Raw genomic sequence first — 12,831 nt, 5'->3', positions numbered from 1 at the left:
ATGATGTTTCTTTTGGGGGGACAGACGACCCCCCTACGCCATGTCCGGCGATGAAATCTACAAGATGGCGAAGGACTCGCTCTGCCTGGTCACCACCACGCGGGGAGGAAGTGCCGTCGGCTTTGGCACAGGGATCGTGATCTCCGCTGACGGTCTGATCGCCACGAACAGGCACGTGGTCGAGGATGGGGACGGGATTCTCGTCAAATGCGGCGACCGGAAAGCCACGAGGGCGCAGGTGTTCGCCTCCTATGGGGAAGATCTTCAGCCATGTGGCAGCGAATGCCTCTCGGCCTCACTCCTCAGGCATTCAGTCCCAGGCAACCATCCGACCATAAGGGAGACCAACCATGCTCTTTATTCCAGAGAATAAATTGGCGGGCCAAATCAAGGAGATCCTTCGGGATGCCCAAGAGGTTCGTGTCGCGGTCGCATTCTGGGGGCAAGGCGCCGTGAAGAACCTTGGCTTGCCTGATGTCGCCTGCCCATTGCGAATCGTCTGCAACTTGGACACCGGCGGCACCAATCCTGGCGAGGCTCGCCGTCTTCTGGATATTCCGAGGGCTGCTGTCCGCACCAACCCACGCCTGCACGCAAAGGTATGGTGGACGGACAAAGCCGTCATTCTTGGTTCTGCGAACGCCTCCGCTAATGGACTTAGTTTCGAGGGGGCTGAACTTTCGGGGTGGATTGAAGCAAACGTTTTGTCGACTGATAAAGCGCTGATCAAAGCGGTCGGACGCTGGTTTGACAACGAGGTCTGGGATGCTGGAAGCAGACCGATCAAAAACCGCGACCTGCAGCAGGCAACGGATCTTTGGAAATTACGCCGGAGACAGCGCCCCCATGTGGGACGGGGCCAATCCCTGCTTGATGAACTCCTGACAAATCCAGACGCGTTTCGAGATCGTGGGGATTTGATCGCCGTCTATGGGCCAGGCAGAATGAGCGAAAAGGAAGAAGAACTTCACGCTGAGGCAAAAGAGCAACGTCACGACTCTAAGTTGGACGCTTACGCAGGTTGGCAAGATGTGGCCGTACCAGGCGCTTGTGTGGTCGATTTCCGCAGTTATCAGAATAAGCGCCTACCAAGCCTTCGAGGCATTTTCAGGTTTTTGAACGACGACCCTATCTTTTCGGGCGAGGGGAACAGCATCGCCCTGTGCCATAAGGTGCGGGATGTCAGAGGGTTTGGGTTGCCGAAGGACGATCATCCACGTTGGGCCGATCTGATCAGCCGGCTTAACTGGGACAATGAGTGGCGCCGGCCTCTTTATGACTTTGCCCGCGAGGTAGTGCTGGTGAAAAAGCGAACTCGACTGTGAGGGAATCTTGAGGGATGCGCTGCCGGACATTCCTCAGCGAAGCATTCGCTCCGTGGGGACCGCAGCGACAACCGCAAACCGAGGCTCGGAGCCGGCAAGGCCACAACGCGGAAACTGTGCGGGCAGGCGATCTCCACCGCTTTGCCCTCCAGTGCCCGGCAGCACGCGCCTCACGGCCGCGCCGGGCGCGACGTCCTCTCTGCTGGCACATCAATACGGGCGGTAAAGCAGTGGACGCGCACCTGGTGAGGGCCGTCGTGCGGCAAGCCCGACCAACCGGCCGGATAGTGCTTTGGGATATGGCCACCTTGGGTCTTCCGCGTGAGGGCCGCCACGTCGGCGCCGGCGACCTTCTCGTCATCGCAGACCCACCGGTACAGGTGAAGGCGCAGGTCCTCAGTACCTCCTAGACCTCCGGGATCGTGTCGGTCGCTCCCTTCAGCGCCGCCGGCAATGGATCATGTTGGCGACACAGGAATAGTAGCACGCGTGCCGAACGATGTTGTTCGTGGACGTGTGGGAGGGATCGTCGCCTCCCTAGAGGCCGCTTGACAACCCTCATCCTAAACTCCCTTCGATTCATCCTAAGGAATTCCCTAAAGTTTCGGAAGCCAGGTACGGCGCACCGTGCCACCGTTGGACCGCACCGAACGAGCCGCACCAGGGAGCATCCAATGCACGAGGCACTGTCCAAGCACGCCCGTAAGCGCATGCAGCAGCGGGCGATCACCGTCGACGATGCCCACATCGTCCTTGCCCATGGTGACCGCGTGAAGGCCGTTGGCGCGCAAGCCGTTGCCGTCACCCTGACGGCCGAGGCCGCGAAGTCGCTTGCCGCGGAAGGGACCATCGCGGCGCGCTCGGTCAGCCGGTTGTCGCGCCTCGCTGTCGTGGTCGCTCACGCGGACAGCACGATCATCACCGTCGCTTGGCTGCACGGCCGCAAGCGCCGCTCCTACACCCGCGGCGCTGCCATCCACTGAGGCGATCCATGACCGAAAACGTCATTTATCTCGACCGCAAGGCGGCAGATGCTGGACGCGCGAAACTCGCCGAGCAGTACCGTCAGGAGGTCGCCGGCCGCTTGGCCAAAGAAGCGGCGGAGATCCGCAAATGGCTGGACGCGCAGAAGAAAATTCCCCCCGGACTGCGTGTCCACTTTGGCCGGGTTGTCTACCGGATGTTCCAGGAGGTTGAGGCGAAGGCCGGAACCGCCGCAATCGCGACCGCGCTTGAAAAAGCAGGGGAGGGGGATGGCAAGACCACCAAGTTCCGCGGTCGCTTCGCGCAGCAGACCCCGCTCAGCACACCGTTGGCAGCGATCGGCTGGAAATGGGCGGCCGTTGTGTGCGCGGCGGGGTGCCATCTGCGCGGTGAGAGCCAGGCCCTTGTGGACCTTGTCGCGGGCATCGACTACGCCGGAAAGCCGGTGCCGAACCTGGGAACGATCGACGACGATGCCGCCGATACCGCGGGTCACCTGAACCTCATCGCCAGTTGGGTCAGCGCCCGCCGCAATCTCAACGCCTACTTCGAGGTCTTGCGGAACAGCGACTATGTCCTCGCGGGAGGGCAGATCGTCGTGCCCGACGTCCCCCCGGCGGCGGCCGATCCGGATGTGTTGGCCGATGGCCTCCAGATCCCCCTCGAGGCCGCTGCCGTCGCCGCGTTGGTGCCGCAGGTCGCCCTGGTGAACCGCTTCATCGCACGTGTGTCCGCCGTCGGAACGGTCGGGGACCGTCCAGAGCCGCCTTCGGAGGAATCCGAGTGGGATGTGATCGCTGCTCAGCATGGGGTGGAAGATCTTCAGGTCGACCTCGACGTCCGGGTTTCGCTCGCGATTGCGCCCTTGGACCCCGGCGCGGGCCCGACCGCCTGCTTCCTTCTGGTTCCGGTCGTCACCGTTCCGCTGCTGGAGACCAGCGTCGAGGTTCAGCCGCCCACCGCGTCGGGGTGGATTCCGTTCCGGTTTGAACGCCAGGGCAAAACGCGTTGGAGCGCCGTCCGCATCACCGAGTGGCCCGAAGACACCAAAGCCTTTGTCGACCTCGCCGGGCACGTGAAGTTCAAATCGGTGAGTGCCGCCTCTTGCCTGCAATGGCTCGGCGGATCGTATCGAAGCGGCCAGCACAGCCTCCACATCGCCGGCGGGGATGAGGACGTTGGCGGGGACGACCTTCCCTCGACCGGTGCTCCCAACCGTACCCTGCTGGCGGTCATTCAGCGCAACCTGGCCCACGCGCCCGAAGCACTGAAGGTATCGACCTTGCTCGATGAAGAGGCCGCGCGGCTTTTTGGGCTGCTTGAAGCGACCAGACTGCGCGAGCGCGGACGCTTCGAAGACGCCATGGCACCACTGCTGGCCGCTTGGCAGTGCGAAACGATGAGGGACTGAGCCCATGAGCACCGAACAGCAGCAAGATCCAGTCGCGACCGCCCGCGGTTTCCACGCCATCCTGCGTCAGGTTGCGGTCTGTCAGCATCGGAGCGCCTGCCTGCGGGACTGTGGCACGATGATCCGCGAGCGGCCTCCCAGCCCGGACTACATTGGGCCGCGCTATGCCGGCCTCGTGATCGTCGGCGCCAACCCCGGCAACGGCTCCACCGGTTCCCGGAAGGCGAACGACGACCACATGGAGCGCCTGATGCAGCGCGTAGGCGAGGAAGCGGACGTCGCGGCTTTCCAAGCGCTGATGAGGTTCCTGCCGGTTTCGATGCAAGGCTGGCAGCAGGTCGTTACCAGCAAGCACCGGGAGATCCTCGGCTTCGACATTGAAGAGATCGCGTACATCAACGTGGTCAAATGCAAGACCAGCAACGCCAGTGCCAACCCGGCTGACACCGTGGGAGACCGTGTCCTGCGGCGGTGCTGGCAGACCTACACCGCGCACCAACTCCGCCTCTTGCGCCCGACCCATGTGATCGGGCTGTGGAAGGGCATCGACGTTGTTCTGGCGGCCCTTGGCTATGACATCCACAGGCGAACGTTCCGGCTACCGGAAGGCGGTGCCGAGCCAATCGGCGTGGTCTACGGCTTCCACAATGGCCAGCGCAGCCTTGCAATCGAACAACGCCTTAGAGAGGCGAAGCGAGTGGTCGAGGACTTCCGCGCGGGCAAGCGGGTGTCGGGTGAGAGACCCTGATCGTCACCGCGCGTGTGACTGTCAGCGCCCTTCGATCCGCGCGAGCGCCTTCTGAGCATGTCAGCCCCTCACCATCGGTTACGTCGTTATAGCCAAGCCTCTGCTTGGGGCTATACTGCTCGGAGCCGATGGAGAGGAATGCGATGGCGTTGTTGTCGGTCCGATGGCTGCGGTTGCCCCGCGATCCGCAGGCGTGCTTTAACATCGACACCCGTCCCATCGACATTCTGCGTGAGGCGACTGGTGAGCACGGCGTGTCGCGCGCCGACTTGGCGCGTTCCGTCTACACGATCCGGCTGACGGGTCCAGTCGTCATCGCATACCCAACGGGCAGTTCGCCGTTGATCTACGTCGGTGAAGGAAACCTGCACGGTAGGATGTCGTCCCACGTCCGGACTTGGATCAGGGATCTCGCGCAGACCCAGGCCGACTTTGGATGGTCGGCCCACATCTGCCTGCCACGCGTCCGGAACAATGCGGCGGCGTACCAAGACGTCGAGGCGTTGCTGCTGCAAGAGTTCAGCGCCCGCTATGGCGCACTCCCCCTGGCGAACCGACAACTCGAATATGTGTACGGCACCCATCAGATCGAAGATGAGGAGCACTTCTACAGCGTGCTTGGGATTGGTCGCGGGCGACGGCCGAAATGGGCCATCGCACCATGCCGCAGCCATCCCCTGCACGAACGCTTTCACACCGGCGTGGTAGCGTGACTTTTAACTTCATCCATGAAGTTCGCGAGCATTGACTCCCTGGATCGTGTTAACCGCACTGAACTCAGGAAATTGATGTAACCGGCGTGCCGGCCACCAGCGCATTGATGATGTCGCGATGTTTCCGGTACCAGGTGTAGACCTCGAACACCGTCTCCAAGCATGATCTGACCTTTGCCTTCTGGGCCTGGAAATCCTCACGCGTCGCCAGCCGATCTCGCCGGACGCGAAGGGCAGCCGAGCCCTTGCACTTCTCGGGCACCGCTCCCGAGGGAAGGTCGAGGCCGTGCAAAGCCTCGGCAAGCCGTTCACGAGACCATCCTGCGAAGACGAGGTCGATGAAGCCCTTCTCGGCTTGATGCTTCAACTCCAATCCCTTCGGCAGGTCTGGCCGATTGAACCACCGCCACGTGCTGTTGGCGGGCAGCCCCTCGCTGTCGATCTCGCAGGTCAGTCCGTGCTCGCCGTACTCCGATGCGACGAAAGCGACATAGGCGCGAAAGAATGCGGTTGTCGGCTCGTCGACCTGCTTGGTGTGTCTGGTCTTCATCCGGCCGTTCGCCTTGGTGAAGAGGTCGGCCTTGAACGCCGTCGCAGTGTCCGCTCCCGACTGGGTCAGCAACGTGGCCACATCCTCCAGAGAGATCCGGCAATGGAAGCGCGTCTGCGCAAAACGGGCCATCTGGGAGGTCGGGGCGAGAAGGACGGTCCGATAATCATGCCACCGGCCGATCGCCACACCATGGGCCCCAAGGGCGTCGTAAGCCTCGTCCTGTTTCGGCTGCAGGCCCTCGAAGACCTTGACCTCGACCAGGAAGGCCACCCGACGACCATCGGTCAGCCGCACCACGAAAGCGACGTCGTATTCGCGCCTGCCGGGCGTCCAGTCGCGCAGACTGGCAATGGCGTCGTCGAGCCGGACGATGGACATTGGCTCTTCGCAGATCCTCGCCACGAGGGCGCGAACAAATGTATTATTGGTCTTCAGGGCCTCCACGAGTGGCATGTAAAGGTGGACCTCGTGGATCGGATCGGCGAGCCGGTCGAAGAAGGTGGATAGACGGCGCGGCTGCTTCGCCCTCGGCTCGCTTTGGGAAGACATGCTTCCGCCCCCGTTCACCGATGTTCCCTCGGAAACTGCCATTCGTTAGGCCTCCTCGCTTCAAGGAGCATCAGTACCATATCTCCATCTTTAGTCCGCGGCGGTCGATGTCGTCCTCACCGCCGAGCCTCCGTCCCGTCCCATTCAGAACGTCCACCGCCGCGATCGCACAGGCGCAGGCGTCGAGCAGGTCATCGGGCTTCGCTCCGGTCTTGCGCAACGTCCCCAACCAAGAGTCGATGTCCGCAAAGCCATGGTCGAGCAACAGGTCCCGGCGTGTTGCACGCCCTGCGGGCGAGGTCTTGCTGGGAAGAGCGTACCCACCAGCCAAGCGGCAGTAGACGACCTCCGGGTGCGACTCCCTGATACGCTGCTGAGCATGTGCGGACATGAAAGCGTCCACCTCGGCGATCTTCGGGAGGATGGCGAACATCTGTCGCGAAACGCGACAGCCGACGGACTTGCCCCACGCGTTGGCGCCGGCGTAGTCATTGAGGAAGGCCAGCAGGGGCCGCCGAACACCGAGGAAAACGCGTGAGCGGCTGCTGCCGAGCATTGTCCGGGCTGCTAGATCGCAGGCACGGTAGCCCAGATCCGGCAGGCCGATGGGCATATCGAGCAGCGTAATGTCGGCCTTCATGGCCACGACATCTTCGATCCTCGGCATGACCAAGAAGGAGCGTTGATTATCCCTGCTGATCGACACAGCCACCCAGCCGCCACGGCAGCCGTCGACACCAACTACCCTCATGACGGTTCAGGGCACGCCACCGGCTTACTCGCCGCTTGGCTCTGCCACGTCTCGATGAGGAAGATGGCGATGGTGCTGGCCGAGTGGACCGCCAAGCACGCGATCCTCGCGTCGATCCGCCGGAAGCCGCGCTCGCGTCCGTGCGCGTCTCCAGCATGCGTCCGGAGGGCGCCGATGCCGATGGTGACGGTGGTCAGCCCGCCGAGGATGCGGCGGACATCGTCCTCGATCTCCGTCGGCAAGTCCTTGCGCGACGGCGACAGGTTCAACTCGGCCTGCACGGCGCCCATGAGGTGAGCAAGATCCTTCTTGGCCGGCAGATGCTTTCCGAGCCCCTTCAGGATGCTGCGACAGACGCTCTCGAGCATTGAACACGCGGCGGTGACGGCGTCTTCCGGATCGCTGTGGGCCTGCTGCAGTGCCCGCTCGGTGTCGCGATGGACGGTGTCGAGATCCAAAGCCACGGCGCGTTCGGCCAAGGCGCCGGCGACCGCCGCGAACTGCCCCTGTCTGACGAGGCGGAAGCGGTGGCCGTGAGCCGCCAGTTCCAAGCCGTCGAAGCGAAGATGCATGTTGAGAAACTCGACGCTCGCCGACAAGCGTTCGGGACAGCCGGCGAAGTCCCTGGGGTCGACGGCCATCTCCAGCACTTGGACAAGCGTGTCCTGACCGGCAGAATCATGCATGAGGCTCAGAAGGTACGCTTCCACAGCCGGAACCCGCGAGGCGCCGTTCAGCGAGAAGTTCAAGTTGCACCGCCGGAAAAAGCGCTCCAGTTGCGTGGCGGACCGATAGATCCCGACCGTGGGATTCGGATCATGTCCAGCCCCTCCGGTGATGATCTCGACGATGGCTTCGACGGCCCGAGGCGACAGGGCAGGCCGGTTAGTCTGAAGGCTCGAAGAGGCGCGTCGTTCCATGGTTCTCACCAACCGGGAGGTGCAGCAACACGGTTCGATACAGCCTATCGCGCGGCCGCCCCAGATGCCACCGGATACGGCTAAGCCTGCGCTTGAACCGCCATCATGCAGACAGCACAGAGGATGGGAATCCAGCAGAACCCGACTCTGTTCATCTCATCTGCGGTGCCCCTGCAGTCACCAGTCGTTCAGCGGCCGGAACCCGCTGTCCACCACCGGCTCCAACGGCGTCGACCGCTTCGCCGGCCGTGGCGCCATTCGCAAGTCGAGCGTGGGGATCGGGAGGGCCAGCACACGAAAACTGTCCCGTCCGGCAATCTCCACCGCCGCCTCATCCTCCAGCATGCCTGCCAGCACACGGCGCACGGTTTCGCCCGACACGGCCTCGACCACGTTGCCGTCCGCGTCCCGCGTGGACAGCGCCTTGGCGGCGCCCTTGATCGTCACCGCCGGCCGTTCCACCAGCAACGCCGCGATCCGCGGCGCCAGGGCATCGTTGCGACGCCGGCGCTTCCGCCGACCATCGCTGTCGACGTGGCGCTCGAGCCGAACGGCCGCCCGCTCGAGGTCGTCCAGCAGCCGCAGCCCGGCCTTCGCCGCCTCCGTGCTGGCGCGCAGAAAGCGGCCCAGCCATTCCTCGGTGTCGGCCGGGGCATATTCCGCGCGCCGTCCTCGGAAGCCCACCGCCAGTCCCGCCACCGGTGCCCGGACACCGCGGGACAGCCGCAGCCGCAGGTCCGCCAGCACGCGCCCAATCGCGTTGCCGAGCACATCGGTGGCCCGTGTGGCGTGCCAGCGGGCGAGCAGGCGCGCCGAGGCGATGAGCGGCGGCTCCTGCCGCAGTTCCGCGAGGAACAGCGGGTCCAGGGCGTCTTCCAGGGCCGCCCTGGCGCGCTCCGGGTCGGTGGCGGCGACCAACGGGCGCAGCGTCTCTGGCGCGACCTCGATGTGCTGCTCCAGCCGCCGGCGCCGGTGGGGGCCGCGCGGGCGCAGATCCATGGCGGCGGCCAGCCGCCGCGGCGTGAAGATGTCAGCGTCCGACCGCCGGCGCAGCGCCAGCCGGACGAGCGGCAGGATGCGGCGGGCCTCGTCCAACGGGGCGGCCTCGGTGAGCGCGGACACCTCGTCGAGGATGATCTCGCGCGGCTCCACGGCATCGCCAAAATCCAGCCGGGCGCTTTCGGCGGTGACCAGCACGGCCCAGCGCTCGGTCCAGCCCGACCGGATGGCCGCCGGCGTCCGGAACAGCCGCTCGTCCAGGCGGGCCTGCCAGGTGGCCGCGTCCAGCGCCAACGCCAGCGTCCGCTTGCGATAATCGCCGCCACGTTCCGCGACCGGAGCAATCGGGGGCCGGGCCAAGGAGGCCGGGATGGCCGCCGGCAGACCCGCTCCCGGGACATAGGCGTCGAGGTGGCTGGTGTCGGCGAGGATGGCGTCGAGATCGTCGAACAGGCGGCTCACAGGGGGCGTTCTCCGCGTTGGCGTTCCAGCCAATCTAGCGCAGTCCGGACCAACCGGCGACAGCGGTATCCACGGATAATGGCGATTGCGGTGGGCGCTGGGAGGGCATTGCGGCGCGCAGCACGTCAGGAGCCTTAGGGCTGCCGGTTGGGTGAGCCATATGGGTCGTGTAAAGCGGCCTTTTCGCGAGCCATTTTTGTGGCGGAGTCATTTGTGCGGGGGCTCAGCGGTTGTCGGTTTCAGGTAACCGTGAGAACGCTGGAACTGGAGCGGCTTTTCGCAGGTAACCTTGCGAACGCAGCGTCGTCTTTCGGATAACCGTGCGAACTTTTTTCAGTTTACCGTGAGAACGGCCGGCCATTCCGCCGGATCGGTGCGGCCGGAAGCAGCATCGGTTTCAGGTAATCGTGAGAGTGTGGCGTCCGGTTTTCTCAGTTTACCTTGAGAATGAAGCGCCACTCTGGGCGTTGCCGGCCTACCGCCCCGCGCAGACTGCCGCTCGTCACGTGGTCATCCACCGTAACATTCGATACTGCCTGCTGATCTCTGTCAACGGCCAACTGGGCCTACGTCGCACCCGTCGCGCAGAAGTCCTAACCATTCCCCCCTCCGCACGATCTTCCCCCGCCCGAACGCCGCCGGCCGCGATGGTCGGACACTCCGTCTTGACCTCCGCCATACCTGTGCACCATAATCATGTCTATGGGGCACAGCACGGAGCGCAGCATGCCGGACAGTCAGGACAGCAAACCAAATGACCATGTGATCGACCGGGTCCGTCGAGTCCTCCGCAAAGGGCGGCGGAGCGTGTACGTGCTGTCCGACTTCGCCGACTGCGGCACGCCATCAGCCGTCCGTCGCGCCCTGCGCGACTTGGAACGGCAGAAGGAAGTGACGAAGGTCAGCCTGGGGGCTTGGGCAAAACTCCAGCCCTCGCGCTGGTTCCCCGGCCAGCGCATGCTGACCAAGGACCCTCACCGCATCGCTGTGGAGACGATGATGCGGTTCGGCTACAAGCCGCGCCAGACTCCGGCCGAGCGCGACTACAACGAAGGCCGCAGCACCCAGGTGCCCACCGGACAGGTCATCGGGCTTGACCGACCGACGCGACGCAAGGTCGTCGTGGCCGGGATGACGCCCGCCTTCGTCGCCGTCCGAAAGGGCTGAGGCTCGTGGCTCGCCGTCCGCCCCCGTCCGAAAAGCGCTTCCTGGATCCGCAATATTGGGCTGGGATCGCCCAACTTGCTCAGGTGCGCGCCGAGTACGCAGAGAAAGACCACCACAACACACAGGTGCTCCAGGCGCTGGCCGCGCTGGATCTCAGTGGGCTTGGGCTGCGCCTGCGTTTCGGCGGCGGTACGGCCCTGTTCAAAGCGCATCGCCGAATTCGCCGCTTCTCAGAAGACATCGACTTCAAACTCGACATTCTCGGAACCAACGTCGGGCGACGGGAAGGCGAGGAACTTCATCGGCGTATCATGGATGCGGTCCAGAAGGCCGGATACCACTTCACAGCCGCTCCTACCCCCGCAAACCCTTTGGAATGGCAGGAGTTCGTGATTGGCTACCGCCGCGTCGTTCCCAAAGGTTTCGCCGCCGCCCCTATCCGCGAAGGCATCCAAATCGAGATCAGCCCTTCCCAGGAGGTGTTCCCGCCCGCAACCTGCGCGCTCACGTCGCTTGCCGCGGAAACTGAGGCAATAAGCGCTGGAACCTCTGTTCCCGAAGGCTTTCCCATCGTCTGTGTGGATGAGCGGGAAATCGCGCTGGACAAGTTGTTGGCCATGCCTCGGCGCTTCTATGCCAGATTCCGCAACGTGGCTGGCATGAAGCACGATGAGCGCGACGTCCGCCATCTTTACGACATCCATTGCCTGATGAACGCGGGTGTGGTCATCGACGACGATTTCCGTGTCCACGCCCATGAGGCCGTCGACCGCGAGCGCGAACGACACCGGGGCAAGGACACCGCGTTCGATCAGGATCCCCTGGGAACGCTTCGGCAAGCGCTCAACCTTATGGCAAACCGGACGGAAATCGAGACGCAGTATCGTTCCTTTGTCGGTGACTTTGTGCCGCAAAGTGCGCAACGGCCCACGTTTCGAGACGCACTCGTGTCGTTCAAGAACGCCTTCGAGGCGGCCTTCAAGGAACCTGCTCCGCTTCCGGCTGCCGACGATGGCGCCTCTCCGGACGAAACAGCGCAACCCGCTCCATGATTTCGGTGTCACCTATGCCGCATGATCTTGTCCCATCTACCGCACTGGCGCTCACCACTGTGCAGACCGCCATGTTTGGTGAGTTGGAGGTACCAGGTGGTCGCGCCGACAGAGTGAGAGAGATCGCGGCACGTGCTGCCGCGTATGCCAGCCGGGCGCGCGCCGACAACACCATCGACACTTACCGCTCGGCCTGGAACGCTTACACGGCATGGTGTGGCGACCTCGGCTTCCAGCCGCTTGCCGGTGACCCGGAAGTGGTTGGGATGTATCTGGCGAAGGCCGCGGACCGCCTGAGCGTCACCACCCTGGAAGTCCACCTGAGCGCGATCACGGCCGCCCACCGGACCGTCGGCGCCTCCTTCGACCGCAAACACTACTTCATCCGATCCGTCCTGGACGGCATCGCGCGCACCAAGGGGCGGCGCCCTACCCGTGTCGCGGCGCCCATCCTGCCGGAGATCCTGGCCCGCATGGTGGCAAACCTGCCAAGCACGCCCAAGGGCGTTCGGGACCGCGCCATCATCCTGCTGGGGTTCGGTGGAGCCCTGCGCCGCTCCGAGATCGTGGCTCTCGATCTGGCTGACATCGAGTTCCGCGACCGCGGCGTGAAGGTGGTGATCGGGCGTTCGAAAACCGACCAGCAGGGCGAAGGTCAGGAAGTGGCCGTCTACGGGTCTCCCGTGGCCGCCATCGACGTGGTGGCCGCGCTCAAGGCATGGCTGGACCTGCGTGGTGATGCGCCGGGTCCGCTGTTCGTCCAGGCGGACGGCGGCGGCAAGATCCGCATCGACCGTGGCCGGCTCGCCGGCCAGGCAGTGGCGCGGATCGTCAAGGGGGCAGCCGAGCGCGCCGGGTACGATCCAACCAAGTTCGCCGGCCACAGCCTGCGCGCTGGACTGGCGACCTCGGCCGCCAACAAGGACGCGCAACTGCACGACATCATGCGCCAGACCCGGCACAAGAATGCCGACGTAGCCCGCCGCTACATCCGCGACGCCGAACTCTGGAAGCGCAACGTCAGCCAGTTGGTGTTCGCTGAGGCCGGTGATGGCGATGGAAACACGCCTCCGGCCGAGCCTTGAGCCGCGCTCAGGGGCTTAGGACGGAATTTTTGCCCTTCTCTCCTCGAATATTGCCATTTTTTGCCTCCGTGTTCCCGTGTGACGATTCTCCGCATCGCAATCTGGTCAACCG

At 64.2% G+C, this 12,831-nt stretch carries 13 protein-coding genes; 9 read left to right on the top strand and 4 right to left on the bottom strand.

Annotated elements, in window-relative coordinates; translation table 11 throughout:
• Positions 1 to 40: 40 nt before the first annotated feature.
• The 6 genes from J2852_RS23895 to J2852_RS23870 all read left to right on the top strand — a co-directional run bounded on the left by J2852_RS23895 (position 41) and on the right by J2852_RS23870 (position 5,181).
• Positions 41 to 373 (top strand): trypsin-like peptidase domain-containing protein, encoded by a 333-nt coding sequence (locus J2852_RS23895; protein WP_209880563.1) that lies wholly within the window; start codon positions 41 to 43, stop codon positions 371 to 373.
• Positions 351 to 1,325, top strand: coding sequence for a phospholipase D family protein (locus tag J2852_RS23890; protein WP_209880561.1), 975 nt, complete (start codon positions 351 to 353; stop codon positions 1,323 to 1,325). The genes J2852_RS23895 and J2852_RS23890 overlap by 23 nt, the downstream gene beginning before the upstream one ends.
• 674 nt (positions 1,326 to 1,999) lie before the next feature.
• Positions 2,000 to 2,308 carry a DUF4258 domain-containing protein gene (locus tag J2852_RS23885; RefSeq protein ID WP_209880559.1) on the top strand — a complete coding sequence of 103 codons (309 nt, stop codon included), beginning with the start codon at positions 2,000 to 2,002 and terminating at the stop codon, positions 2,306 to 2,308.
• An 8-nt stretch (positions 2,309 to 2,316) separates the two neighbouring features.
• Positions 2,317 to 3,720, top strand: a complete 1,404-nt coding sequence (locus J2852_RS23880; RefSeq protein WP_209880557.1) for a hypothetical protein — start codon at positions 2,317 to 2,319, stop codon at positions 3,718 to 3,720.
• A 4-nt stretch (positions 3,721 to 3,724) separates the two neighbouring features.
• Positions 3,725 to 4,468: a uracil-DNA glycosylase family protein gene (locus J2852_RS23875; RefSeq protein ID WP_209880555.1), complete on the top strand. Its 744-nt coding sequence runs from the start codon at positions 3,725 to 3,727 to the stop codon at positions 4,466 to 4,468.
• 143 nt (positions 4,469 to 4,611) lie between these two features.
• Positions 4,612 to 5,181 (top strand): hypothetical protein, encoded by a 570-nt coding sequence (locus J2852_RS23870; protein ID WP_209880553.1) that lies wholly within the window; start codon positions 4,612 to 4,614, stop codon positions 5,179 to 5,181.
• Positions 5,182 to 5,245: 64 nt separating this feature from the next.
• On the opposite strand, the gene J2852_RS23865 is transcribed toward J2852_RS23870, so the two are convergent.
• The 4 genes from J2852_RS23865 to J2852_RS23850 all read right to left on the bottom strand — a co-directional run bounded on the left by J2852_RS23865 (position 5,246) and on the right by J2852_RS23850 (position 9,415).
• On the bottom strand, positions 5,246 to 6,325 hold the full coding sequence (locus tag J2852_RS23865) for a hypothetical protein (RefSeq protein WP_209880551.1): 1,080 nt from the start codon (positions 6,323 to 6,325) through the stop codon (positions 5,246 to 5,248).
• Positions 6,326 to 6,353: 28 nt separating this feature from the next.
• The gene (locus tag J2852_RS23860) at positions 6,354 to 7,034 is read right to left on the bottom strand and encodes a DUF429 domain-containing protein (RefSeq protein WP_246499943.1); all 681 of its coding nucleotides are present in this window, start codon (positions 7,032 to 7,034) and stop codon (positions 6,354 to 6,356) included.
• Entirely contained in the window at positions 7,031 to 7,954 is a 924-nt protein-coding gene (locus J2852_RS23855) for an abortive infection family protein (RefSeq protein WP_209880548.1), read from the bottom strand. Before J2852_RS23855 ends, J2852_RS23860 begins: the two co-directional genes overlap by 4 nt.
• A gap of 177 nt (positions 7,955 to 8,131) precedes the next feature.
• A complete protein-coding gene (locus tag J2852_RS23850; protein ID WP_209880546.1) occupies positions 8,132 to 9,415 on the bottom strand; it encodes a coiled-coil domain-containing protein in 1,284 nt (427 codons plus the stop codon).
• A gap of 726 nt (positions 9,416 to 10,141) precedes the next feature.
• On the opposite strand from J2852_RS23850, the gene J2852_RS23845 reads away from it, so the two are divergent.
• The 3 genes from J2852_RS23845 to J2852_RS23835 are packed head-to-tail and all read left to right on the top strand — an operon-like array spanning position 10,142 to position 12,719.
• On the top strand, positions 10,142 to 10,582 hold the full coding sequence (locus J2852_RS23845) for a hypothetical protein (RefSeq protein ID WP_209880544.1): 441 nt from the start codon (positions 10,142 to 10,144) through the stop codon (positions 10,580 to 10,582).
• 5 nt (positions 10,583 to 10,587) lie between these two features.
• Positions 10,588 to 11,634: a nucleotidyl transferase AbiEii/AbiGii toxin family protein gene (locus J2852_RS23840; protein ID WP_209880543.1), complete on the top strand. Its 1,047-nt coding sequence runs from the start codon at positions 10,588 to 10,590 to the stop codon at positions 11,632 to 11,634.
• Between the two features lie 14 nt (positions 11,635 to 11,648).
• Entirely contained in the window at positions 11,649 to 12,719 is a 1,071-nt protein-coding gene (locus J2852_RS23835; RefSeq protein ID WP_209880541.1) for a site-specific integrase, read from the top strand.
• Positions 12,720 to 12,831: the final 112 nt, after the last annotated feature.

It is taken from the genome of Azospirillum soli (genome assembly GCF_017876165.1).
Classification (GTDB): Bacteria; Pseudomonadota; Alphaproteobacteria; order Azospirillales; family Azospirillaceae; genus Azospirillum; species Azospirillum soli.
The sequence above is the reverse complement of the archived record's forward strand: the minus strand, read 5'-3'. Positions and strand labels throughout refer to the sequence as shown.

Bases quoted from the DNA above. Each gene is read 5' to 3' on its own strand.
- J2852_RS23895 (WP_209880563.1), top strand. From the start codon at position 41: ATGTCCGGCGATGAAATCTACAAGATGGCGAAGGACTCGCTCTGCCTG.
- J2852_RS23890 (WP_209880561.1), top strand. From the start codon at position 351: ATGCTCTTTATTCCAGAGAATAAATTGGCGGGCCAAATCAAGGAGATC.
- J2852_RS23885 (WP_209880559.1), top strand. From the start codon at position 2,000: ATGCACGAGGCACTGTCCAAGCACGCCCGTAAGCGCATGCAGCAGCGG.
- J2852_RS23880 (WP_209880557.1), top strand. From the start codon at position 2,317: ATGACCGAAAACGTCATTTATCTCGACCGCAAGGCGGCAGATGCTGGA.
- J2852_RS23875 (WP_209880555.1), top strand. From the start codon at position 3,725: ATGAGCACCGAACAGCAGCAAGATCCAGTCGCGACCGCCCGCGGTTTC.
- J2852_RS23870 (WP_209880553.1), top strand. From the start codon at position 4,612: ATGGCGTTGTTGTCGGTCCGATGGCTGCGGTTGCCCCGCGATCCGCAG.
- J2852_RS23865 (WP_209880551.1), bottom strand. From the start codon at position 6,325: ATGGCAGTTTCCGAGGGAACATCGGTGAACGGGGGCGGAAGCATGTCT.
- J2852_RS23860 (WP_246499943.1), bottom strand. From the start codon at position 7,034: ATGAGGGTAGTTGGTGTCGACGGCTGCCGTGGCGGCTGGGTGGCTGTG.
- J2852_RS23855 (WP_209880548.1), bottom strand. From the start codon at position 7,954: ATGGAACGACGCGCCTCTTCGAGCCTTCAGACTAACCGGCCTGCCCTG.
- J2852_RS23845 (WP_209880544.1), top strand. From the start codon at position 10,142: ATGCCGGACAGTCAGGACAGCAAACCAAATGACCATGTGATCGACCGG.
- J2852_RS23835 (WP_209880541.1), top strand. From the start codon at position 11,649: ATGCCGCATGATCTTGTCCCATCTACCGCACTGGCGCTCACCACTGTG.